Genomic DNA, 21,620 nt, shown 5'->3' on the forward strand with positions numbered 1-21,620 from the left:
GACGTGCACTCTTTCAGTCAAACCGACCGGCTCGGAGAAGGCCGGCGACTATTCGGTGTTGTGTAGGCGCACCGTAGGGAAGGTAGGTAAGAAGATGGTTCAGGTCAGAGCGCACCAGCCGATCAACGATGACGGCAGCATCAACCTCGACGCCTGGGTGGCGAACGTGGTTCGTATCGACCCGGCGCTCGATGCCCAGGCGCTGAAGGAGGCTTGCGAGTTCGTTCGCGAGGTCGAGCAGCAGGCCAATGCCGGCCAGCATCATTGGAGCGAGGGCGCGTCGATCTTCAGCGCCGGCCTCGACATCGCGGAAATCCTCGCCGATCTCAAGCTCGACCAGGACTCGCTGGTCGCCGCAGTGATCTATCGCGGGGTGCGTGAGGAACGTATTCCCCTGGCCCTGGTGCAGCAGCGCTTCGGCGCAGTGGTGGCCAAGCTGATCGAGGGCGTGCTGCGCATGGCGGCGATCAGCGCCAGCATCAACCCGCGCGAGTCGGTGGTGCTGGGCTCGCAGACCCAGGTGGAGAACCTGCGCAAGATGCTCGTGGCCATGGTCGATGACGTGCGCGTAGCGCTGATCAAGCTGGCCGAGCGCACCTGCGCCATACGTGCGGTCAAGGAGGCCGACGAGGACAAGCGCCAGCGCGTGGCGCGCGAGGTGTTCGATATCTACGCGCCGCTGGCCCACCGCCTGGGCATCGGTCATATCAAGTGGGAGCTGGAAGACCTGTCCTTCCGCTATCTGGAGCCGGAACAGTACAAGCAGATCGCCAAACTGCTGCACGAACGCCGCCTCGATCGCGAGCAGTACATCAACGATGCCATGGCCCATCTGCGCCAGGAATTGGAAGCTACCGGGATCAAGGCCGACATCAGCGGCCGGGCGAAACACATCTATTCGATCTGGCGCAAGATGCAGCGCAAGGGCCTGCAGTTCAGCCAGATCTACGATGTGCGTGCGGTGCGCGTGCTGGTGCCGGAGGTGCGCGACTGTTACACCACCCTGGGTATCGTGCACACCCTGTGGCGGCACATTCCCAAGGAGTTCGACGACTACATCGCCAACCCCAAGGAAAACGGCTACCGCTCGCTGCACACCGCCGTGCTCGGCCCGGAAGGCAAGGTGCTGGAGGTGCAGATCCGTACCACTGCCATGCACGAGGAGGCCGAGCTGGGCGTTTGCGCGCACTGGCGCTACAAGGGCACCGATGTCAAATCCGGCTCCAACCACTATGAAGAGAAGATCTCCTGGCTGCGTCAGGTCATCGAGTGGCACGAGGAACTGGGCGATATCGGCGGCCTGGCTGAACAGCTACGCGTGGATATCGAGCCGGATCGGGTTTACGTCTTTACTCCCGACGGTCACGCCATCGACCTGCCCAAGGGCGCCACGCCGCTGGACTTCGCCTACCGTGTGCACACCGAGATCGGCCATGGCTGCCGCGGCGCCAAGATCAACGGGCGCATCGTACCGCTGACTTACAGCCTGCAGACCGGCGAGCAGGTGGAGATCATCACCAACAAGCAGGGCTCGCCGAGCCGCGACTGGCTCAACCCCAACCTGGGCTATGTCACCACCAGCCGTGCGCGGGCGAAGATCGTGCATTGGTTCAAGCTGCAGGATCGCGACCAGAACGTCGCCGCCGGCAAGCAGTTGCTCGAGCGCGAACTGGCGCGCCTGGCCCTGCCCAGCGTGGACTTCGACAAGCTGGCGGAAAAGGCCAACCTGAAGACCGCCGAGGATCTGTTCGCCGCCCTCGGTGCCGGCGACGTGCGCCTGGCCCATGCGGTCAACCTGGCGCAGCAACTGGCCGAGCCGGATCGTGGCAACGAGCAACTGGAACTGATCCCACGCAAGGCCCTGGGCTACCGCCCGGGCAAGCGTGGCGACATCCAGATCCAGGGTGTCGGCAACCTGCTGACGCAGATGGCCGGCTGCTGCCAGCCGCTGCCGGGCGACCCCATCGTCGGCTACATCACCCTCGGCCGTGGCGTCACCATCCACCGCCAGGACTGCCCCACCGTGCTGCAGCAGGCCGGGCGCGAGCCGGAACGGATTATCCAGGTGAGCTGGGGGCCGGTGCCGGTGCAGACCTACCCGGTGGAAATCGCCATCAAGGCCTACGACCGTTCCGGTCTGCTACGCGACGTCACCCAGGTGCTGCTCAACGAGCGGCTCAACGTGCTGGCGGTCAACACCCGTTCGGACAAGAACGACAACACCGCGACCATGTCCATCACCGTGGAGATTCCCGGTCTGGACGCGCTCGGGCGCCTGCTCGCGCGTATCAGCCAGCTCCCCAATATCATCGAGGCGCGTCGCCAGCGTGCCAATTGAGCGGCAAGCTTCAAGCCGCAAGCTGCAAGAAAGTGCATGAGCTTTTAACTTGCAGCTTGAGGCTTGCCGCTTGCAGCCCAGGAGCTCTTATGTACCTACTCGACGATCTGCTGCACCTGATGGCGCGCCTGCGTGATCCGCAGCATGGCTGCCCGTGGGATCTCAAGCAGAACTACGCGAGCATCGTGCCCTACACCCTCGAAGAGGCCTATGAAGTCGCCGATGCCATTGAGCGCAGCGATTTCGAGCACCTGCCGGGCGAGCTGGGCGACCTGTTGTTCCAGGTGGTGTACTACAGTCAGTTGGCGCGGGAGGAGGGGCGTTTCGACTTCGCCCAGGTGGTCGATGGCATCACCCGCAAGCTGGTGCGTCGCCACCCCCATGTATTCCCCGATGGCGACCTGTATGGCGCGCCGGATGCCGCCAAGCTGGAAGAAGCCGCGATCAAACAGCGCTGGGAAGAGCTGAAGGCCGAGGAGCGTGCCGAGAAGGCCGCCGCCCCCGAGCAGCTTTCCCTGCTCGATGACGTGCCTACCGCACTGCCGGCCCTGAGCCGCGCCGCCAAGCTGCAGAAGCGTGCCGCCCAGGTCGGCTTCGACTGGCCCGAAGCCCTGCCGGTGGTGGACAAGGTGCGCGAAGAGCTGGACGAAGTGCTCGAAGCCATGAGCGAGAACGACGCCGAGGCGGTGGCCGAGGAGATCGGCGATTTGCTGTTCGTCGTGACCAATCTGGCGCGTCACCTCAAGGTCGACCCCGAATCCGCCTTGCGCGCCGCCAACGCCAAGTTCGAGCGGCGCTTCCGCTTCATCGAACACAGCATGCGGGAGGCCGGGCGCAGCATGGAAGGCTGCTCGCTGGAGGAGCTGGACGTGCTCTGGGGGGAGGCGAAGAAACTGGAAAAGCAGGCGCCCGGCCATTGAGCTGGTAGCCCGGATGCAATCCAGGAACCATGGCGCCATGTATTTCCCGGATTGCATCCGGGCTACGGCTTGGCTTCCGTGCTGGAGCCCTGGCCTCTTAGCCCTTATGCTGGGCATCTTTCATGGTGGCGCCACTGGCGCTGCCCGGTCTGAATCAAGTGTGGGATCGTTAAGCTATGGGTCTTTCCCTGCGCGACCAGCTACTCAAAGCCGGTCTGGTCAATGAAAAACAGGCCAAACAGGCCGGCAAGCAGCAACAGAAACAACAGCGTCTGGCCAAGAAAGGCCAGGCCGAAGTGGATGATTCAACCCGCCAGGCCGCTCTGCAGGCCCAGGCGGAAAAGGCCGCGCGTGATCAGGAGCTGAACCGCCAGCAACAGGAAAAGGCCGAGCAGAAGGCCCGTGCCGCGCAGGTCAAACAACTGATCGAGCGCTCGCGCCTGCCCAAACTGCAGGGCGAGGATTACTACAACTTCGTCGACGACAAGAAGGTCAAGCGCCTGGCCGTCAACGCGATGATGCGCAACAAGCTGTCCAACGGCTGGCTGGCCATCGTCCGTCATGGTGGCGGCTACGAGGTGATTCCGCGTGAGGCGGCGCTGAAAATCCAGGAGCGTGACCCGTCGCGCATCGTCCTGCTCAATACCCATGTCGAAGCGCCGGATGCCGACGATCCTTACGCCGCGTATCAGATTCCCGATGACCTGATGTGGTGATGGCCGGTGGCTAGCGACCATTCGTCGTGCCGGGCTAAAGTCTGCGCCGAGCATGCCGTTAGCCTCGGCATATCCTCTGCCTGAGTACATCGCCATGAACCCGCTGGCTTCGCTCAACTCCTCCGCCTCACGTCTCGGTCAGCTCAACCAGGGGGCTGCGCGCTCGGCCAGTACCGACGCCCAGGCCACGCTGGCCAACCGTCTGGCTGACAAGCTCGGCCTGCAATCCGGCGCGCTGGGCGGCAAGCGCGAGGACTTCACCCCCGAGAAGGTGGCCGGGCGTGTGCTCGGCTTCATCGAGCAGCGCCTGCAGAGCGAGGCCGCAGCTGGTGCTGACCCGGCCAAGCTGGAGAAGCTGCTCGGGCAGGCGCGCGAAGGCGTGGAGAAGGGCTTCGCCGAGGCGCGCAAGATTCTCGACGGCATGGGTGCCCTGACCGGCCAGGTGGCCAGTGATGTCGACGACACCTACAAGCGCATCCAGGATGGCCTGGGCGACCTCGACAAGCGTTTCGCGGGTGGTGCCACTGCGGCTACGCCTGAATCTTTCGTGGTAGCCGGGCAGAGCCAGCGCTTCGCTGCCCAGGCGCAGACCTTCGACCTGCAGGTGACCACCCGTGACGGCGACAAGCTGCGCGTCTCGGTGGCGCAGGCCTCGGCGAACTGGTCGAAGAGCAGCTTCGCCGCCGCCGGCGATGGCAAGGGTTCTGCCCTGGTTGCCAGCAAGGAATCCGGCAGCCTGCAGATCGGTGGTTGGCAGGTGGAGGTGGACGGCGAGCTGGATGACGACGAGGTCAAGGCGCTGGAGAAGCTGTTCGGCCAGGTGCAGGAGCTTTCCGACAAGTTCTATGCCGGCGATCTGTCCGGTGCCTTCGATCGTGCCATGGCTTTGAACATGGACGGTGAGCAACTGGCGTCCATGTCCCTGCACCTGACCCAGACCACGGTGCGCCAGGCGTCCGATGCCTACGGTGCGGTGGCCGGGCAGGGCGCCAGCGCCACTAATACCGACTTGCAGGAGTACGCCAAGGGCCTGCTCGATGCCCTGCGCAGTGCCGGGGATCTGAGCAAGGACGCCGGTGGCCTGCTCAAGGATCTGCTCAAGGGCGGTTTCTCCCTCGACGAGCGCTTCGATGCGCCGCGCCTGGAAAAGGCCGACAACCTCAATCGCAGCCTGATCGACGGCTTGCAGTCGCTGCTGGCCGCTCAGCCGGACAAGGGCGCCGACGCGAGCTGATCGACGTCGATGCTAAACTTCGCACCTTGCTGATAGTGAGGTGCGCTCATGACGCCTGAATGCCAATTGTTCGGAACCCTGGGCTGCCACCTGTGCGAGGTGGCCGAGGCCTTGCTGATGCCGTTCGTCGAGCATGGTCTGTTGGTCGAACTCATCGACATCGCCGAGGATGAGGCGATGGTCGAGCGTTATGGATTACGCATTCCCGTGCTGCGTCGTGAGGACACGGGCGCCGAGCTGGACTGGCCCTTCGATGCCGAACAGGTGGTGGTCTTTCTGAGCTGACACCTTTGGAGCGTCTTTGTGGGAGTCGGTTTTGATATCGGGCTGGCAATACGGTGTTGGTTGTTCTTGTGCCAGTTCTTACGCTTGTTCCGAATTGCCGCGTTTTTGCTGACGTTTTGGGTTTCGCCCTCCCGGGCGAGTCACTTTTGCGGGCAAAAGTAACCAAAACCCTCCGCCCGGTCATCCGGCCCTCGCTGCGCGAGGGTTCGCTCACTCCATCGCCGTTCCAGAGGCCCGCCACGGTGGGCCATCCCTGGCCCATCGTGGCTCTCGCGACATCCATGTCGCTCAACCTCTTCCACGACGATTGCGTTCGCCCTCCTGGGCGGGCTCTGCACGCGCCTGAACCTGCGGTAACCCAGAACTAGCGTGGAGTGCTTGAACATGGGGCAGCCATAGGGCTGACCGGCATGCCGGCTGCAAGCCGGCAAACTGAAACTATGCGAATGAAAGTTTTGGTTTAACTCGACGACCCAGTCGCGACTTCACAGTTACCCGAACACGCCGGTCATGCCCGGAATAACTGTACGTTCAGGCGCGCTAACTCCCCCTTCAGGAGGCCGAGCGTAGGCATTGCGCAGGGGGCGAGCGGCATGGATGCCGCGAGATACCGATGGCGGCCCCGCTTAAAGGGCCAGGGATGGCCCTTGTAAGCCGACCCCGGAGCGGTGCCGGAGTGAGGGAAGTCGAGCGCAGCGAGACCCGGATGGCGGGGGTGCGTTTCTTTTGCTTACTTTTCTTTGCGCAGTTCAAAGAAAAGTGAGTCGCCCGAGGGGGCGAAACAAGGAATCCCCCGCAAACACCGCAGCGGCGTCCAGAACACCCAACAAGCCACCAAACCAACACACAAACTTGCCAGTCCGGTATCAAACCAGCCGTGCCCCATAAACCGCAGGCAATAAAAAACCCGCCGATTAAGGCGGGTTTTTCGATTTGGTCGGAGAGACAGGATTCGAACCTGCGACCTTCTCGTCCCGAACGAGACGCGCTACCAAGCTGCGCTACACTCCGAATGTGGTCGGTATTCTACCGAAAAACTTTTACCGCACAAGGGGTTAGCCTGAAAATTTTCTACGCGCCTACCTGACGATGCCTCTCGGTGTCGGGCCTGCGTGGCAGGCCCTGTACCTGGATCAGAGTTCCTTGACGGTGCGCACCTGATCCTTGTTGATCGTCGCGCGTTTGCCGTCGAGTTGCTCGAATTCGTAGAAGCCGGTTTCGTCGTCGTAGTCGGGGGTGTCCACGGTCTGGATTTCGCGACCGTCGTTGAGGGTGATCACCGAGGGCGTGGAGCAGCCAGCGAGTGTGGCGAGTCCGAGAGCGAGGAACAGGGCGGGGAGGGTCCGTTGAGTCATGTTTTGTCTCCTTGGATCATACGGGTGCTTACCCGGCTTCAGACGTGGCAAAACCATCCAAGTTCCCAGCATAGCCGAGCTTTTCAAAGACTTTCGAGCATCTCGGGCGTGTTGACATTGGCCAGTCTGGGGTCGCCCACAGGGCAGTCGAACGCCACTGCCGCGTGTTGCATGAACCAGCGCTGCGGGCTGCGCTGGCCCTCGTGCCAGGCCTGTTCGAGGTCGCCCTTGAGACGGGTCGGCAGCAGGCACAGCAAGGGCTCCCAGTACTGCCCCTGGCGCACCACCACCGGATGCTCGCCGGCGCGCGCCAGCAAGCCATCGAGCAGGGCACGATCCACCAGCGGCGCATCGCAGGGCAGCACCAGAAGCTGGGAGTGGTGTGCGCTGGCCAGCCCGGCGCGGATGCCGGCCAGCGGGCCCTGGTAATCACTGTCGTCATCCGTGACCAGGCGGTCTGCGTAGGCGGCGTAGGCGTCCAGGTTGCGGTTGCAGGAGATGATCAGGTCATCGCTGAGCGGGCGCACCTTTTCGTGCATCCAGGCGATCAGGGGGCGACCCTGCCAATGCAGCAGGCCCTTGTCGCGCCCGCCCATGCGCTGTCCGCGTCCGCCGGCCAGCAACAGTACCGAGCACTTCGGGGGGGCAGGGTGTGGCAGGGGCATGGGCAGTCTCGTCGTGGTGGGCTGTGATATAACACTGGCCATTGTCTACCAATTGGAAGCCTGCCATGAAGCACAAAGCGGATGCGCTATTCGTGCCGTTGAACATCGCCGTCCTCACCGTCAGCGATACCCGCACTCTGGAAACCGATACTTCGGGGCAATTGCTGGTCGAGCGCCTGAGCGGGGCCGGGCACAACCTGGCCGACCGTGCCCTGCTCAAGGACGATCTTTACAAGATACGCGCCAAGGTGGCGACCTGGATCGCCGAGGATCAGGTGCAGGTGGTGCTGATCACCGGCGGCACCGGCTTCACCGGGCGTGACAGCACACCCGAGGCTGTGGCCTGCCTGCTGGACAAGCAGGTCGATGGTTTCGGCGAACTGTTCCGCCAGATTTCCCTGGCCGATATCGGCACCTCGACCGTGCAATCGCGCGCACTGGCCGGCATGGCCAATGGCACCCTGGTGTGCTGCCTGCCGGGTTCGACCAATGCCTGCCGTACCGCCTGGGACGGCATTCTTGCCGAGCAACTGGATGCGCGTCATCGCCCCTGCAACTTCGTGCCGCACCTGAAGGCGGCGGCTGCCTGCGAGAGCCGTGGATGAAAGGTGGTGATCAACCCGGGCTGATGCCGCTGGAGGTCGCGCAGGCGCGTTTGTTGAAGTTGGCCGCGGAAACGGCAGTGCCTGAGATCGAGTCGCTGCCGCTGCAGCAGGTCGATGGCCGTGTGCTCGCCACGGCGTTGGTCGCCGGCCTCGACCTGCCGCCCTGGGCCAACAGTGCCATGGACGGTTATGCCCTGCGCCTGGCCGACTGGCAGGGCGAGGCGCTGCCGGTCAGTCAGCGCATCCAGGCAGGCTGCGCGCCCGAAGCGCTGGTACCCGGCACCTGTGCGCGGATCTTCACCGGTGCGCCCTTGCCGGCTGGCGCCGATACCGTGGAGATGCAGGAAAACGTCGAGCTGGACGAGGCCGGGCGTGTGCGTTTCCTGCAGGCCCTGCGTTCGGGTCAGAACGTGCGGCCGCAGGGGCAGGAAACCCGTGTCGGTGACTGCGTACTGCCGGCTGGCACTCGCCTGGGGCCGGTGGAGTTGGGCCTGGCTGCTTCCCTCGGGGTCGCCACGCTTGAAGTACGGCGGCGCCTGAAGGTGGCCGTGCTGTCCACCGGAGACGAACTGGTCGAGCCGGGCCAGCCGCTTGGGCCGGGGCAGATCTACAACAGTAACCGCCGCCTGCTGATCGCCTGGCTGCAGCGCCTGGGCTGCGAGGTGGTCGATGGCGGCATCCTGCCCGACGACCTGGCTCTGACGCGCCAGGCGCTGGCAGACCTGGCCCAGGTCGATCTGATTCTGTCGACCGGCGGCGTCTCGGTCGGGGAGGCTGACTATCTGGGTGTGGCCCTGCGCGAGGCGGGTGAGCTGACGCTGTGGAAGCTGGCGATCAAGCCGGGCAAGCCGCTGACCTTCGGCCACTACCAGGGCGTGCCGGTGATCGGCCTGCCGGGCAACCCGGCCTCGACCCTGGTGACCTTCGGCCTGCTGGCGCGGCCTTACCTGTTACGGCGCATGGGCGCGCAGCGGGTCGAGCCGCTGGCGTTCGAGATGCCGGCCGGTTTCGTCTGGAACAAGGCAGGCAAGCGCCGTGAGTACCTGCGCGCGCGTATCGAGGCGGGCCGTGTGGTGCCCTATGCCAACCAGAGCTCTGGTGTGCTGCTCAGTGCGGCCTGGGCCGAAGGCCTGGCCGAGGTGCTGGAGGGGCGAACCCTGGGCGAGGGTGATCGCCTGCGTTTCATTCCCCTCAGCGAGATCCTGAGCTGATGGAATCTGCATTGTTGCGCGTGGCCGAGGCTCTCATGGCGGCCCGTCGCGTGCTGTTCGTGACCGGCGCCGGGCTCTCGGCCGATTCCGGCTTGCCCACCTATCGCGGTCTGGGTGGCTTGTATAACGGTCAAACCGATGAGGGCCTACCCATCGAAGCGGCGCTGTCCGGCCCGATGCTGCAGCGCGACCCAGCGTTGTGCTGGAAATACCTGGCCGAGCTTGGGCGCGCCTGCCTGGGTGCTGCGCCCAATGCCGGGCATTTCGCCATTGCCGAGCTGCAGCGACGGATACCGGAATGTTGGGTGCTGACGCAGAACATCGATGGTTACCATCGCCAGGCCGGCAGCCCGACAGAGCGCCTGATCGAGATTCATGGCGAGATGGCGCCGCTGTACTGTCTGTCCTGCGGCGCGGAGGATGCTGAACTGCTGGCGCATCTGCAGCGCCCCTTGCCGCCGCGTTGCGAGCAGTGTGGGGGTGTGCTGCGCCCGCCGGTGGTGCTGTTCGAGGAGATGCTGCCGGAGTCGGCCATTGGCACCCTGTACGCCGAGCTGCGCCAGGGCTTCGACGTGGTACTCAGCGTGGGCACCAGCTCCAGCTTTCCTTATATAGTCGAGCCGGTGTTGCGTACGCGCGAGCGCGGCGGGCTGACGGTGGAGGTCAATCCGACCGTCACTTATCTCAGTGGTAGGGTGGATATTCGTCTGGTTGGGCGGGCCTTAGATGTGCTGCCGAAACTACTGGGTCACATTTGCAGCGATAGAATTTGCAAATAGCCGCGATAGGAGGCATAGTCGCCCACTAATCCAGTTTCCATCGACACGGTCGTGCCCATGCTAAAACGCTTCGCACCCCTCGTGCCCCTTGCACTCACGGTCTTTCTCGCTGCCTGCGCCGGCCATCAGCCGCAGTCGCATGACCGCGATACGCTCGCCTCTCAGGCGAGTCTCCCGTCTCGTCCGGTCATGCACCTGGACGAGGAAATCAGCGACGCAGAAGCCGCTGCCAGCCTCAACGAAAAACCCTACGAAATGCCGCAGCTGGCCGATAGCCTGCTCGAACTCGGGCGTTCGCTGATCGGTACGCGTTACCGTTATGGCGGCACTTCGGTGCAGTCAGGCTTCGATTGCAGTGGTTTCGTCGGCTATCTGTTCCGCGAAGAGCTGGGCATGCAACTGCCGCGCTCGACCCGTGACCTTATCAAGCTGGATGCGCCGAAGGTGGCGCGCTCCGAGCTGGAGCCGGGTGATCTGATCCTGTTCAACGATCGCGGTCGTGGCCGTGTCAGCCATGCCGGCATCTATATCGGCGACGATCAGTTCATCCATTCCAGCAGCCGCCGCAGTGGGGGTGTGCGCATCGACAGCCTCGACGACAGCTACTGGAACCGCAGCTACCTGCAAGCCAAGCGCGTACTCGCCCTGGCACCCCAGGAAGGGGCGTCCAGACAGCATCCCTGACGCCCCTGGCGCAGCCTCCGGGGTTGCGCCGTTCGTCGCGAGCCGGCAGAGTAGGGCGCACTCAGGCTCTGGATCGTCTCGTCAATGCCCGCCACCACCCGCATCGCCCTGTTCGCTCTCCTTGCCTTGCTGGGTGCCTGCAGCAGCCAGGCGCCCGTCCCCCAGCCCGTGTACACGCCCGCGCCCGTCCTCGGCAACGCCCAGGGCGGCGCCGACGACGTGCTGTTCCGGGCCCTGGGCCTGGTTGGCACGCCGTACCGCTATGGCGGCAACACGCCGGATGGCGGTTTCGATTGCAGCGGCCTGATCGGCTATGTGTACCGCGACGCCGCCGGAATCAGCCTGCCACGCTCGACCCGCGAACTCAGCGCCATGCGCACGCCCAGCGTCGGGCGTAATGCGCTGCGCAGCGGTGATCTGCTGTTCTTTGCCACCAATGGCGGCGGTGTCGTCAGTCATGCCGGTATCTACGTCGGCGAGGGGCGCTTCGTGCATGCGCCATCCACGGGCGGCACCGTGCGCCTGGACAGCCTCGACAATCGCTACTGGAACAAGACCTATCTGAGCGCCAAGCGCGTGATCACGCCTGAGCTGGCGCACAATCCCTGAGGTCGGCGGCCCGTCATTGATGCTCGATGCGGTTGCGCCCGGCGTGCTTGGCGCGGTAGAGCGCCAGGTCACTGCGTGTCAGCGCGGCTTCTGCCGTGCGATCCTCCCCGCTTAGTGTCGCCACGCCGATGCTGGTGGTCAGCAGGATGCGCTGTTCCCCTTGCAGCAAGGGTATATGCAGCAACTCCTGCTGGATACGCTGGGCGAAATGCAGGGCATCGTCGAGGTTGGCGTCGTTGAGCAGCACGGTGAACTCCTCGCCGCCGATACGGCCGGCGATATCGCCCTTGCGCAGGTGCTTGCGCAGTATCTCGGTGAAATGGCGCAGGGCCTGATCGCCGACCGCATGGCCCCAGGTGTCGTTGATCCGCTTGAAATGATCGAGGTCGAACATCAGCAGTGCGGCTTGCCGCGCGAGTGAGCGACGCAGGCGCGCCAGTTCGGCGTCCAGTTGGCGAATGAAGTGGCGACGGTTGGCCAGTTGGGTCAGCGAGTCGGTGGTGGCCAGCAGGTTCAGTTCGGCTTCGATGTTCTTGCGTGCGGTGATGTCGGTGACGAAACCGTGCCAGAGTACGCTGCCATCGGCCTGTGGCGTGGGCCGGGCAGCACCCATGCGCCAGGCGATTTCACCGCTGCTGCGACGAATGCGGTATTCCAGGTGCCAGGGGCTGAGCGCCTGGGACGCCTTGCTCAATGACTTCAGATAGAGGGTCAGGTCGTCCGGATGGATCAGTGCCTGCACCTTGTCCGGCGCTGCGCATAGCTCGGCAGGCGATAGCCCGTAGATTTCCTGCGCGCCGGCGCTGACATAGGTGAAGTGACCATTGCCTGTGGTCTGCGCATGGTACTGGAAGACCATGCCGGGGATTTCGTTGCTCAGCGCGCTCATCATTTCGGCGCTTTGTTGCAGGCGTTCTGCCAGACCACGCAGGGCGCTGATATCGGTGGTGGTGCCGATCATGCGCAGAGGCGTGCCGTCGGCGTCGCGTTCGACCACCTTGCCACAACTACGCACCCAGCCGTAGTGACCGTCGCGATGGCGGATGCGATGTTCCACTTCGTACTTGGCGCTACGCTGCTGCAGATGATCGGCGATGGCGTGTTGCACGCCCGGCAGGTCTTCGGGGTGGACGCGGGCATAGCTGTCCTGGATGTCGTCGCCGATCTCGTCGTCCGCGTAGCCGAGCAGGGCCTTCCAGCGCGTCGAGTAGTGAATCCTGCCGCTGCGCAGGTCGCGATCCCAGATGCCTGTGTCGCTGCCGTCGATGGCCAGGCTCATGCGCTGTTCACTCAGGCGCAAGCTGTGCAGCTCCAGGCTCTGCGCCAGCAGATTTTCCAGGCTGGCCTGGAGATCCGCCAGGCAGGCGTCGTCCAGATTGCGGGGTGGTTGGCGATGGAGCAGACAAAGCAGGGCCTGGTCACCCAGCAGCGGAAGTAGGGTAAGGCTCCGCAGCCCGTGTGCGATTTGCAGTGAATGCCAGTCGGAGGCTGCTGGCAGCTCGCTGAGAGCGAGGTTGCGTCTGGTAGCTGGCCAGGCATCGAGGCTCAGGCGGATATTGCCGTCAACGGCCTGGCCGACGCAGGCGCTGATCCGCTCTTGAGCGGGCGGCCCTTCGAGGAGCAGGACGCTGTCTGCGCCGGTCTGGGCGCAGGCCAGGCGTAACAGCGGCAGGCAGACCTGGGCGAAAGGGCGTGGCCGCGATTCGGGTGTATCGGGGGACGGCATGGGCTTCACGCTCCTGAGATAAATCGTGCTCTGTTCGCCCTTGGGGCGATCTGCAACCAGATGCGTGTCGTGAAACAGTTTAGGGTCTGTTGCTGCATCGTGCCATCGCGGCATCGGGCCTGGCCTGGCCGGGCAGGCCATCGCGGGCATCTGATCGATTTCGTGAACTGCGTCATATGAGATGCTGGCAAAGTGCCTGCCGCCTGTTTAGAATCGCTGCGCTTGCAGGATGCACTCCCCTGGGTTTCGTCGTAAGCCCCCAGCCATGGAAGACTCGATGTTGCATGCCCTCGTTCCAACACACTCTCAACCCTTTTCCCTTCGCCAGCCCTGGTCAGTCGGCATTCGCCGAAAAGGCCGTTTTTCTTTGCATGAGGTTCGTATGAACAAGCCCCTTATCGGCAGCTTTGCGGCGCTGCTGATGTTGCTCGGCGGTTGCGCCACGGAGCAGTCGCGTACCCTGGAGGTCGCCAAGGTGAATACCGCCCAGGTGTCCTACGCCGGGCCTCGCAGCCCGATTTCCGTCGGCAAGTTCGACAATCGCTCCAGCTACATGCGCGGTATCTTCACTGACAGCGTCGACCGTCTCGGTGGGCAGGCCAAGACCATCCTGATCACTCACCTGCAACAGTCCAACCGCTTCAATGTGCTCGACCGCGACAACCTGGCCGAGCTGCAGCAGGAATCCGGTTTTTCCAAGCAGGCGCAGCAGGTACGTGGCGCCAACTACGTGGTCACCGGTGATGTCACCGAGTTCGGCCGCAAGGAAGTCGGCGATCACCAGTTGTTCGGCATTCTCGGCCGTGGCAAGCAGCAGATCGCCTACGCCAAGGTCAACCTCAACATCGTCGACGTGAAGACCTCCGAAGTGGTGTTCTCCTCCCAGGGCGCGGGTGAATACAGCCTGTCCAACCGCGAGATCGTCGGTTTCGGCGGTACCGCCAGCTACGACTCCACCCTCAATGGCAAGGTGCTCGACCTGGCCATCCGCGAGGCGGTGAACAAACTGGTCAATGGCGTCGACACCGGCGCATGGAATCCAACCAAGTAAAAGGAACTTAGCAAGCATGACAATCGCACGCAGATTGGCCGTTTTCTCCGGGATGTTAGTACTCGGCGTGCTGGGTGGCTGTGCCAGTGGCCCGCAGCCCCTGTATTACTGGGATGGTTACCAGCAGCAGGTCTACCAACGCTTCGACAACCAGAGCAGCACCGAGGAGCAGATCGCCGCGCTGGAAGCCAGCGTGCAAAAAGCGCGCGCTGCCGACCGCACACTGCCGCCGGGCTTCCATGCCCATCTGGGCATGCTCTATGCCGATGTCGGCAAGCTCGACCAGGTGCGCCAGGAGTTCGAGACCGAGAAGGCGCTGTACCCCGAGTCCGCCACTTACATGGACTTTCTGATGCGGAAATTCGACCAATGAAGACGATCTTTTCCCTCGCTGCTCTGAAAACCGCCGCGCTGCTGGCCTGCCTGGCTATCCTCGGCGGCTGCGCGGCGCCCAAGGCCTACGACTACAGCGCTTTCCTGGAGAGCAAGCCGGCGTCGATCCTGGTGCTGCCGCCGGTGAACCAGTCGCCGGACGTCAAGGCCTCCTACAGCTTCTATTCGCAGGTTACCCTGCCGCTGAGCGAAGCCGGTTACTACGTGATGCCGGTGGCGGTGGTGGACGAAACCTTCAAGCAGAACGGCCTGATGAATGCCGAGGAGATCCGCCAGGCCTCGCCGCAGAAGCTGCGTGAGATCTTCGGCGCCGACAGTGTGCTGTATCTGGATGTCACCGAATACGGCAGCAGCTACAAGGTCATCACCAGTGAGGTGGCGGTGACCGCCACGGCCAAGCTGGTGGATCTGCGCAACGGCAAGCTGCTCTGGGAAGGCACTGCGCGTGCCAGCAGTGCCGAACAGCAGCAGAACAACGGCGGTGGCCTGGTCGGTATGCTGGTGGTGGCGTTGATCGATCAGGTGGTCAACACCCTGAGTGATCGCGGCCATGAAATCGCCGGTATCACCAGCTTCCGCCTGCTTTCCAGCAACATGCACAACGGCATCCTGCCGGGGCCACGTGCGCGCCCGGATGCGGCGCACTGAACCGAGCGTTGACGCACGGGGCGCGCTGCCTCTAACCTGCGCGCCTTGCTTCAGGTGCCCCGCGCCGTCATCGATGATGGCGCCGGGGTGAAACAGGGAAGCCGGTACGCAAGCCGGCGCTGCCCCCGCAACGGTAGGTGAGTCGCACGCCGCATCAGGCCACTGTGCTAGGCACGGGAAGGCGCGGCGCCGAGCCATTGGCCTCGCTCACGAGCCCGGAGACCGGCCTGTCGCAGTTTCACGGCATCGCGGAGGGCGTTGACCGGCTTGTGCCCCTGCCTGTGCGGGGCATTCGTGCTTTTGCCTCCGTCTGCTGCCAGCCATGAAATGCCCGGATCAGTGATGGAGTGTTCGCCCTTGCCAGCTTTCCTGATCTTTTCCTCGCCGCGCCGCCCTTCGTTCGGCTGGGGCGAGGCGGGCGCCTGACCTCGAGGAGCACAGCATGAGCGAGTCGGCCGAACGCGATGCCCGCCACAAGGCGCGCATGCAGCGCAAGAAAGCCCTGATCGACGAGAAGATCGCCCAGGCCCAGGACGAATACGGCCTGCTGCTGGTGCACAGCGGCAACGGCAAGGGCAAGAGCAGCAGTGCCTTCGGCATGGTCGCGCGCGCCCTCGGCCATGGCCTCAAAGTCGGCGTGGTGCAGTTCATCAAGGGCGCGGCCAGCACTGGCGAAGAGGCCTTCTTCCGGCGTTTTCCCGAAGAGGTCAGCTACCACGTGATGGGCGAGGGCTTCACCTGGGAAACCCAGGATCGCCAGCGCGATATCGCCAAGGCGCAGCAGGCCTGGGCCGTGGCCCGTGAGCTACTGAACGATGAGGCCATCGGCCTGGTGGTGCTCGACGAGCTGAACATCGCCCTCAAACACGGTTACCTGGAACTGGACGCGGTGCTGGCCGATATCGAGGCGCGGCCGCTGTTGCAGCATGTGGTGGTGACCGGGCGCGGCGCCTTGCCGGGCATGATCGAGGCAGCCGACACGGTGACCGACATGAGCCTGGTCAAGCATGCGTTCAAGGCTGGGGTGAAGGCGCAGAAGGGTATCGAATACTGATGAGTGCGCGTCACTGCCCGGCCCTGTTGATCGCCGCGCCGGCGTCCGGCCAGGGCAAGACCACCGTGACCGCCGCTCTGGCGCGCCTGCACAGGCGCCAGGGGCGACGGGTGCGGGTGTTCAAGTGCGGCCCGGACTTTCTCGACCCGATGATCCACGCCCGCGCCAGCGGCGCGCCGGTGTACCAGCTCGACCTGGCCATGGTCGGTGAGGCGGAGAGCCGACGCCTGTTGTGGCAGGCGGCCGGCGAGGCCGACCTCATCCTCATCGAAGGCGTGATGGGCCTGTTCGACGGCAAGCCCTCGGCGGCCGACCTGGCGCGGCACTTCGGCGTGCCGGTGCTGGGGGTGATCGACGGCGCGGCCATGGCTCAGACCTTCGGCGCCCTGGCCCATGGTCTGGCCACCTTCCAGCCCGATCTGCCCTTTGCCGGGGTGCTCGGCAACCGGGTGGCCAGCAGCCGCCATGGCGATATCCTGCGCGATGCCTTGCCTGCCAGCATCCGCTGGTTCGGTGCATTGCCACGCAGCGCCGCGGTGGAGCTGCCCAGCCGCCACCTGGGGTTGGTGCAGGCGGCCGAGCTGGCCGACCTGGATGCCCGCCTGGACGCCGCCGCCGATGCCCTTGCGGCCAGCGCCGATGTCGATCTGCCGGCTCCGGTGCGTTTTGCCGCGCCGCGCCTGGATGAGCCGGCCGCGCTGCTGGCCGGGGTGCGGATCGGGGTGGCGCGCGATGCCGCCTTCGCCTTCCTCTATCAGGCCAATCTCGATCTGCTGCAGGCCCTCGGCGCCGAACTGCATTACTTCTCGCCGCTGGCCGACAGCGGGCTGCCGGCCGTGGACAGCCTCTACCTGCCCGGTGGCTACCCCGAGTTGTACCTGGCCGAGCTGGAAGGCAACCAGGCCATGGCCGAGGCGATCCGCGCCCATCACCAGGCCGGTAAGCCATTGCTGGCGGAATGCGGCGGCATGCTCTACCTGCTCGATGAACTGCGCGACAAGCAGGGCGCCAGCGGCCGGATGCTCGGTCTGCTCAGCGGCAGCGCGGCGCTGCAGCCCCGGCTGACCGCCCTGGCGTTGCAGGAAGTGACGCTGCCGGAAGGCAAGCTGCGCGGGCACAGCTATCATCATTCGCGGCTGGAAAGTTCCCTGGCGCCCCTTGCCCTGGGCCGATGCCCGAATGGCAAGCCGGTGGCTGAGGCGGTGTATCGCCTGGGGCGGCTGACCGCCAGCTATATCCATTTCTACCTACCGTCGAACCCGGAGGCAGCCGCCGCGCTGTTACAGCCATGACCGATCAGGCCTTCTCGCCCGAGGAACGCGCGGCGGTGTACCGCGCCATCGCCGAACGCCGCGATATGCGCCACTTCGCTGGAGGGCAGGTGCCCGCCGAGGTGCTGGCGCGCCTGCTGGAGGCCGCGCATCACGCCCCCAGTGTGGGGCTGATGCAGCCCTGGCGCTTCATGCGCATCAGCGATCGCCACCTGCGTGAAGAGATCCATGCCCTGGTGGAGGCCGAGCGGGTGCAAACCGCCGAGGCTCTGGGCGAGCGCAGTGACGAATTCATGCAGCTCAAGGTCGAGGGCATTCGCGACTGCGCCGAACTGCTCGCCGTGGCGCTGATGGATGGTCGCGAAGCCCATGTCTTCGGCCGGCGCACCCTGCCGGAAATGGACATGGCCTCGGTGGCCTGCGCCATCCAGAACCTGTGGCTGGCGGCGCGCGCCGAAGGCCTGGGGCTGGGCTGGGTGTCGCTGTTCGATCCCGAGGCACTGGCCGCGCTGCTGGGCATGCCGCCTGGCAGCAAGCCGGTGGCCTTGCTCTGCCTGGGGCCGGTGCATGCCTTCTACCAGAAACCGATGCTGGTAGAGGAGGGCTGGGCCACGCCCAGGCCGCTGGCCGATTTGCTGTTCGAGAACCGTTGGGGCGTACGGAGTGAGTGAGCGATGAGTCTGGCGCTGATCACCTGTGCCGGTGTGGCCCTGGATGCCGCCCTGGGTGAGCCCAGGCGTGGCCACCCGCTGGTGGCCTTCGGGCGTCTGGCCGAGCGCCTGGAGCAGCGCTTCAACCCGGCTGGCGGCGGCTGGCGCAGCCATGGCGTGAGCGCCTGGTGCCTGGCCGTGCTGCCGCTGACCCTGCTGACCTGGCTGCTGACTCAGGTCAGCTCGCTGAGCTGGGCGGTGGAGATTCTCGCCCTGTACTTCGCCCTGGGGCTGCGCAGCCTGTACGAACACGCGCAGCCGGTGGCCCAGGCGCTGCGCCTGGGCGATCTGCCGCTGGCGCGCGAGCGTGTCGGCTGGATGGTCAGCCGCAACACTGCCGAGCTGGATGCCTCCGGCGTGGCTCGTGCCGGCACCGAGTCGGTATTGGAAAACGGCTCCGATGCGGTGTTCGCCGCCTTGTTCTGGTTCGTCGCCGCTGGCGCACCGGGGGTGGTGCTGTACCGCTTGAGCAATACCCTGGACGCCATGTGGGGCTATCGCAACGAGCGCTTCGAGCGCTTCGGCTGGGCCGCGGCGAAGATCGACGATGCCCTCAATTATCTGCCGGCGCGTCTGGTGGCGCTGACCTATGCACTGCTCGGGCGAACCGCCCTGGCCCTGCGTTGCTGGCAGCGCCAGGCGCCGTTGTGGGACAGCCCCAATGCCGGCCCGGTCATGGCGGCGGGTGCCGGCAGCCTGGGGGTGAGCCTGGGCGGCGCGGCGGAATATCACGGCGAGGTGCACCAGCGTCCGCAACTGGGTGAAGGTCCGGCGCCACGAGCGCGGGATATCGAACGGGCAATGAATCTGGTGATCGGCGGTGTGGCGCTGTGGCTGGTCTGTCTGCTGCTCTGGGAGGTCTGGATTGCTTGAACATGGAGGGCGGCTGCGTGCCGCGGCGCAGCGTTACGGCATCGCCCTGGAGGATTGGTTGGATCTGTCCACCGGCGTCGCCCCCTATGGCTGGACGCTGCCCACGGTGCCTGCCGAGGCCTGGGCACGGCTGCCGGAAGTCGAGGATGGCCTGGAGGCGGCGGCGCGCGATTACTACGGCGCCGCCAGCCTGCTGCCGGTAGCCGGCTCGCAGGCCGCCATCCAGGCCCTGCCGCGTCTGCGCAAGCCCTGCAACGTGGGCATTGTCGCCCCGACCTATGCCGAACATGAGGCGGCCTGGCGCAACGAGGGACATCGCGTGTTGACCCTCAGCGAAGGCGCCGTGCCGCGTGCGCTGCCGCAGCTCGACGTGCTGCTGCTGGTCAACCCGAACAACCCGACCGGGCGCCTGGTCGAGTCCCTGCGTCTGCTCGACTGGCATGACCAACTGGCCGAACGGGGCGGTTGGCTGGTGGTGGATGAAGCCTTCATGGATTGCGCACCCGAGCACAGTCTGGCTGCCTACAGCGACATGCCGGGGTTGATCGTACTGCGTTCGTTCGGCAAGTTCTTCGGCCTGGCGGGGCTGCGCCTGGGCTTTGTCCTCGCCGCGCAGGCCCTGCTCGACGAACTGCAGGTGCTGCTCGGCCCCTGGGCCGTCAGTGGCCCGGCACGGCATGTCGCGCGCCACCTGCTGGTCGATGGCGAGGGCCAGCACCGCCAGCGTCAGCGCCTGTCGGCCGACGGCGCACGCCTGGCCACCTTGCTGCGCAACAATGGCCTGCCGCCCAGTGGCGGTTCGGCGCTGTTCCAGTTCTGTTGCACGCGACGCGCGATACCCTGCGCCGAGCTGCTGGCGCGGCGTGGCATTCTCGTGCGGCTGTTCGCCGAACTGGACAGTCTGCGCTTCGGCTTGCCTGCCGACGAGGTCGGCTGGCAGCGCCTGGAGCAGGGCCTGCAGGCCTGCGCGCCGATCCTGGCGAGTATCGAGGAGGCGACCTGATGCCCACTCTGATGGTGCAGGGCACCACCTCGGACGCCGGCAAGAGCACCCTGGTGACGGCTCTGTGCCGCTGGCTGCGGCGCCAGGGCGTGCCGGTTGCACCCTTCAAGCCCCAGAACATGGCACTCAACTCGGCAGTGACCGCCGAGGGTGGTGAGATCGGTCGTGCTCAGGCGGTGCAGGCGCAGGCCGCCGGGCTGGCGCCGCATACCGACATGAACCCGGTGCTGCTCAAGCCCAACAGCGAGATGGGCGCCCAGGTGATCATCCACGGCCGCGCCATCGGCAACATGCAGGCGTTGAGCTATCACGGCTACAAGCCGGTGGCCATGGCAGCGGTGCTGGAATCCCACGCGCGTCTGCTGGAGCGTTACGGTCTGGTAGTGGTGGAGGGCGCCGGCTCACCGGCGGAGATCAATCTGCGCGCTGGCGATATCGCCAATATGGGCTTCGCCGAGGCGGTGGACTGCCCGGTGATCCTGATTGCCGATATCGACAAGGGCGGTGTGTTCGCCCATCTGGTGGGCACCCTGGAGCTGCTTAGCCCCAGCGAGCGGGCGCGCGTCCATGGCTTCGTGATCAACCGTTTCCGGGGCGATATCGCCCTGCTCGAGCCAGGGCTGGAGTGGCTGGAGCAGCACACCGGCAAGCCGGTGCTCGGCGTGTTGCCGTACCTGATGGATTTTCACCTGGAAGCCGAGGACGCCGTCGACACCCGCCAGCAGGCCAAGGACGCCAAGGCCCTGCGCGTGGTGGTGCCAGTGCTGCCGCGCATCAGTAACCATACCGATTTCGACCCGCTGCGCCTGCATCCGCAGGTGCAGTTGAGTTTCGTCAGGGCGGGGCAGAGCATGCCGCCGGCCGATCTGCTCATCCTGCCTGGCTCCAAGAGCGTGCGTGCCGATCTGGCGCACTTGCGCGAGCAGGGCTGGGACAAGGCCATCGCCCGCCACCTGCGTTACGGCGGCAAGCTGCTGGGGATCTGCGGCGGTTTGCAGATGCTCGGCCGGCAGATTCATGATCCGCACGGCCTGGAAGGCGCTGCCGGCAGCAGCGAGGGCCTTGGCCTGCTGGATTTCACCACGCTGCTGGAGCCGGAGAAGCAACTGCGCAACGTGCGTGGCCGGCTCTGCCTGGAACAGGCTGAGGTGAGTGGCTACGAGATTCACGCCGGGGTCAGCCGCGGGCCTGGTCTCAATGGTGCCGTGCAGCTCGAGGATGGGCGCAGCGATGGTGGCCTGAGCGCCGACGGCCAGGTGTTCGGCACCTACCTGCACGGTCTGTTCGAGCAGCCTTCGGCATGCGCCGCGCTGCTGCGCTGGGCCGGTCTCGATGAGGTGCAACAGGTGGATTACCAGGCCCTGCGTGAACGGGATATCGAGCGCCTGGCCGACCAGGTGGAGCTACACCTGGATACCGACAGGCTCAGGGTGCTTTGTGGCATCGGGTAGGGTGCGCCAGAGCGATTGAATGGTGCGCACAGCGCACCC

The 21,620-nt window shown here is 65.2% G+C and carries 22 protein-coding genes, 1 tRNA gene and 1 riboswitch; of the genes, 19 read left to right on the plus strand and 4 right to left on the minus strand.

Annotation, left to right across the window (positions count from 1 at the left end; translation table 11 throughout):
• Positions 1 to 94: 94 nt before the first annotated feature.
• From relA to OU800_RS10200, 5 genes are all read left to right on the plus strand, one after another.
• Positions 95 to 2,338 (plus strand): GTP diphosphokinase, encoded by a 2,244-nt coding sequence (gene relA, locus OU800_RS10180; protein ID WP_268183449.1) that lies wholly within the window; start codon positions 95 to 97, stop codon positions 2,336 to 2,338.
• A gap of 89 nt (positions 2,339 to 2,427) precedes the next feature.
• Entirely contained in the window at positions 2,428 to 3,258 is an 831-nt protein-coding gene (gene mazG, locus OU800_RS10185; RefSeq protein WP_268183450.1) for a nucleoside triphosphate pyrophosphohydrolase, read from the plus strand.
• 176 nt (positions 3,259 to 3,434) lie between these two features.
• A complete protein-coding gene (locus OU800_RS10190) occupies positions 3,435 to 3,974 on the plus strand; it encodes a DUF2058 domain-containing protein (RefSeq protein ID WP_268183451.1) in 540 nt (179 codons plus the stop codon).
• Between the two features lie 94 nt (positions 3,975 to 4,068).
• The gene (locus OU800_RS10195; protein ID WP_268183452.1) at positions 4,069 to 5,208 is read left to right on the plus strand and encodes a DUF5610 domain-containing protein; all 1,140 of its coding nucleotides are present in this window, start codon (positions 4,069 to 4,071) and stop codon (positions 5,206 to 5,208) included.
• Between the two features lie 48 nt (positions 5,209 to 5,256).
• On the plus strand, positions 5,257 to 5,493 hold the full coding sequence (locus tag OU800_RS10200; RefSeq protein ID WP_268183454.1) for a glutaredoxin family protein: 237 nt from the start codon (positions 5,257 to 5,259) through the stop codon (positions 5,491 to 5,493).
• Positions 5,494 to 6,427: 934 nt separating this feature from the next.
• On the opposite strand, the gene OU800_RS10205 is transcribed toward OU800_RS10200, so the two are convergent.
• The 3 genes from OU800_RS10205 to mobA form a co-directional block, all read right to left on the minus strand.
• Positions 6,428 to 6,504 (minus strand) — tRNA-Pro (locus OU800_RS10205).
• Between the two features lie 122 nt (positions 6,505 to 6,626).
• Positions 6,627 to 6,848 carry a YgdI/YgdR family lipoprotein gene (locus OU800_RS10210; protein ID WP_268183456.1) on the minus strand — a complete coding sequence of 74 codons (222 nt, stop codon included), beginning with the start codon at positions 6,846 to 6,848 and terminating at the stop codon, positions 6,627 to 6,629.
• A gap of 83 nt (positions 6,849 to 6,931) precedes the next feature.
• A complete protein-coding gene (mobA, locus tag OU800_RS10215) occupies positions 6,932 to 7,513 on the minus strand; it encodes a molybdenum cofactor guanylyltransferase MobA (protein ID WP_268183459.1) in 582 nt (193 codons plus the stop codon).
• 65 nt (positions 7,514 to 7,578) lie between these two features.
• Between mobA and moaB the strand changes: the two genes are divergently transcribed.
• From moaB to OU800_RS10240, 5 genes are all read left to right on the plus strand, one after another.
• Positions 7,579 to 8,118 carry a molybdenum cofactor biosynthesis protein B gene (moaB, locus tag OU800_RS10220; protein WP_268183461.1) on the plus strand — a complete coding sequence of 180 codons (540 nt, stop codon included), beginning with the start codon at positions 7,579 to 7,581 and terminating at the stop codon, positions 8,116 to 8,118.
• Entirely contained in the window at positions 8,115 to 9,329 is a 1,215-nt protein-coding gene (locus OU800_RS10225; protein WP_268183463.1) for a molybdopterin molybdotransferase MoeA, read from the plus strand. Before moaB ends, OU800_RS10225 begins: the two co-directional genes overlap by 4 nt.
• Positions 9,329 to 10,108 carry an NAD-dependent deacylase gene (locus OU800_RS10230; protein ID WP_268183464.1) on the plus strand — a complete coding sequence of 260 codons (780 nt, stop codon included), beginning with the start codon at positions 9,329 to 9,331 and terminating at the stop codon, positions 10,106 to 10,108. The genes OU800_RS10225 and OU800_RS10230 overlap by 1 nt, the downstream gene beginning before the upstream one ends.
• Positions 10,109 to 10,165: 57 nt before the next feature.
• The gene (locus tag OU800_RS10235) at positions 10,166 to 10,792 is read left to right on the plus strand and encodes a C40 family peptidase (protein ID WP_268183467.1); all 627 of its coding nucleotides are present in this window, start codon (positions 10,166 to 10,168) and stop codon (positions 10,790 to 10,792) included.
• Positions 10,793 to 10,876: 84 nt separating this feature from the next.
• Positions 10,877 to 11,401 (plus strand): C40 family peptidase, encoded by a 525-nt coding sequence (locus tag OU800_RS10240; RefSeq protein ID WP_268183468.1) that lies wholly within the window; start codon positions 10,877 to 10,879, stop codon positions 11,399 to 11,401.
• A gap of 13 nt (positions 11,402 to 11,414) precedes the next feature.
• On the opposite strand, the gene OU800_RS10245 is transcribed toward OU800_RS10240, so the two are convergent.
• Positions 11,415 to 13,127: a sensor domain-containing diguanylate cyclase gene (locus tag OU800_RS10245; RefSeq protein ID WP_268183471.1), complete on the minus strand. Its 1,713-nt coding sequence runs from the start codon at positions 13,125 to 13,127 to the stop codon at positions 11,415 to 11,417.
• Positions 13,128 to 13,509: 382 nt separating this feature from the next.
• On the opposite strand from OU800_RS10245, the gene OU800_RS10250 reads away from it, so the two are divergent.
• The 9 genes from OU800_RS10250 (at position 13,510) to OU800_RS10290 (ending at position 21,581) form a co-directional block, all read left to right on the plus strand.
• Complete coding sequence (locus tag OU800_RS10250) at positions 13,510 to 14,178, plus strand: CsgG/HfaB family protein (protein ID WP_268183473.1); 669 nt, start codon at positions 13,510 to 13,512, stop codon at positions 14,176 to 14,178.
• Positions 14,179 to 14,230: 52 nt separating this feature from the next.
• Positions 14,231 to 14,551: a DUF4810 domain-containing protein gene (locus OU800_RS10255; RefSeq protein ID WP_442964747.1), complete on the plus strand. Its 321-nt coding sequence runs from the start codon at positions 14,231 to 14,233 to the stop codon at positions 14,549 to 14,551.
• On the plus strand, positions 14,548 to 15,219 hold the full coding sequence (locus OU800_RS10260) for a DUF799 domain-containing protein (RefSeq protein WP_268183476.1): 672 nt from the start codon (positions 14,548 to 14,550) through the stop codon (positions 15,217 to 15,219). The genes OU800_RS10255 and OU800_RS10260 overlap by 4 nt, the downstream gene beginning before the upstream one ends.
• A gap of 35 nt (positions 15,220 to 15,254) precedes the next feature.
• Positions 15,255 to 15,464: riboswitch (cobalamin riboswitch) on the plus strand.
• Between the two features lie 197 nt (positions 15,465 to 15,661).
• Positions 15,662 to 16,273, plus strand: a complete 612-nt coding sequence (gene cobO, locus OU800_RS10265; protein ID WP_268183478.1) for a cob(I)yrinic acid a,c-diamide adenosyltransferase — start codon at positions 15,662 to 15,664, stop codon at positions 16,271 to 16,273.
• A complete protein-coding gene (locus OU800_RS10270) occupies positions 16,273 to 17,565 on the plus strand; it encodes a cobyrinate a,c-diamide synthase (RefSeq protein WP_268183480.1) in 1,293 nt (430 codons plus the stop codon). The genes cobO and OU800_RS10270 overlap by 1 nt, the downstream gene beginning before the upstream one ends.
• Positions 17,562 to 18,215 (plus strand): 5,6-dimethylbenzimidazole synthase, encoded by a 654-nt coding sequence (gene bluB, locus OU800_RS10275; protein ID WP_268183482.1) that lies wholly within the window; start codon positions 17,562 to 17,564, stop codon positions 18,213 to 18,215. The genes OU800_RS10270 and bluB overlap by 4 nt, the downstream gene beginning before the upstream one ends.
• 3 nt (positions 18,216 to 18,218) lie before the next feature.
• On the plus strand, positions 18,219 to 19,127 hold the full coding sequence (gene cbiB / locus OU800_RS10280; protein WP_268183485.1) for an adenosylcobinamide-phosphate synthase CbiB: 909 nt from the start codon (positions 18,219 to 18,221) through the stop codon (positions 19,125 to 19,127).
• Positions 19,120 to 20,130 (plus strand): threonine-phosphate decarboxylase CobD, encoded by a 1,011-nt coding sequence (gene cobD / locus OU800_RS10285; RefSeq protein ID WP_268183487.1) that lies wholly within the window; start codon positions 19,120 to 19,122, stop codon positions 20,128 to 20,130. The genes cbiB and cobD overlap by 8 nt, the downstream gene beginning before the upstream one ends.
• Entirely contained in the window at positions 20,130 to 21,581 is a 1,452-nt protein-coding gene (locus OU800_RS10290) for a cobyric acid synthase (RefSeq protein ID WP_268183488.1), read from the plus strand. The genes cobD and OU800_RS10290 overlap by 1 nt, the downstream gene beginning before the upstream one ends.
• Positions 21,582 to 21,620 lie beyond the last annotated feature (39 nt).

The sequence above is a fragment of the Pseudomonas sp. GOM7 genome, from assembly GCF_026723825.1.
GTDB lineage: Bacteria > Pseudomonadota > Gammaproteobacteria > Pseudomonadales > Pseudomonadaceae > Aquipseudomonas.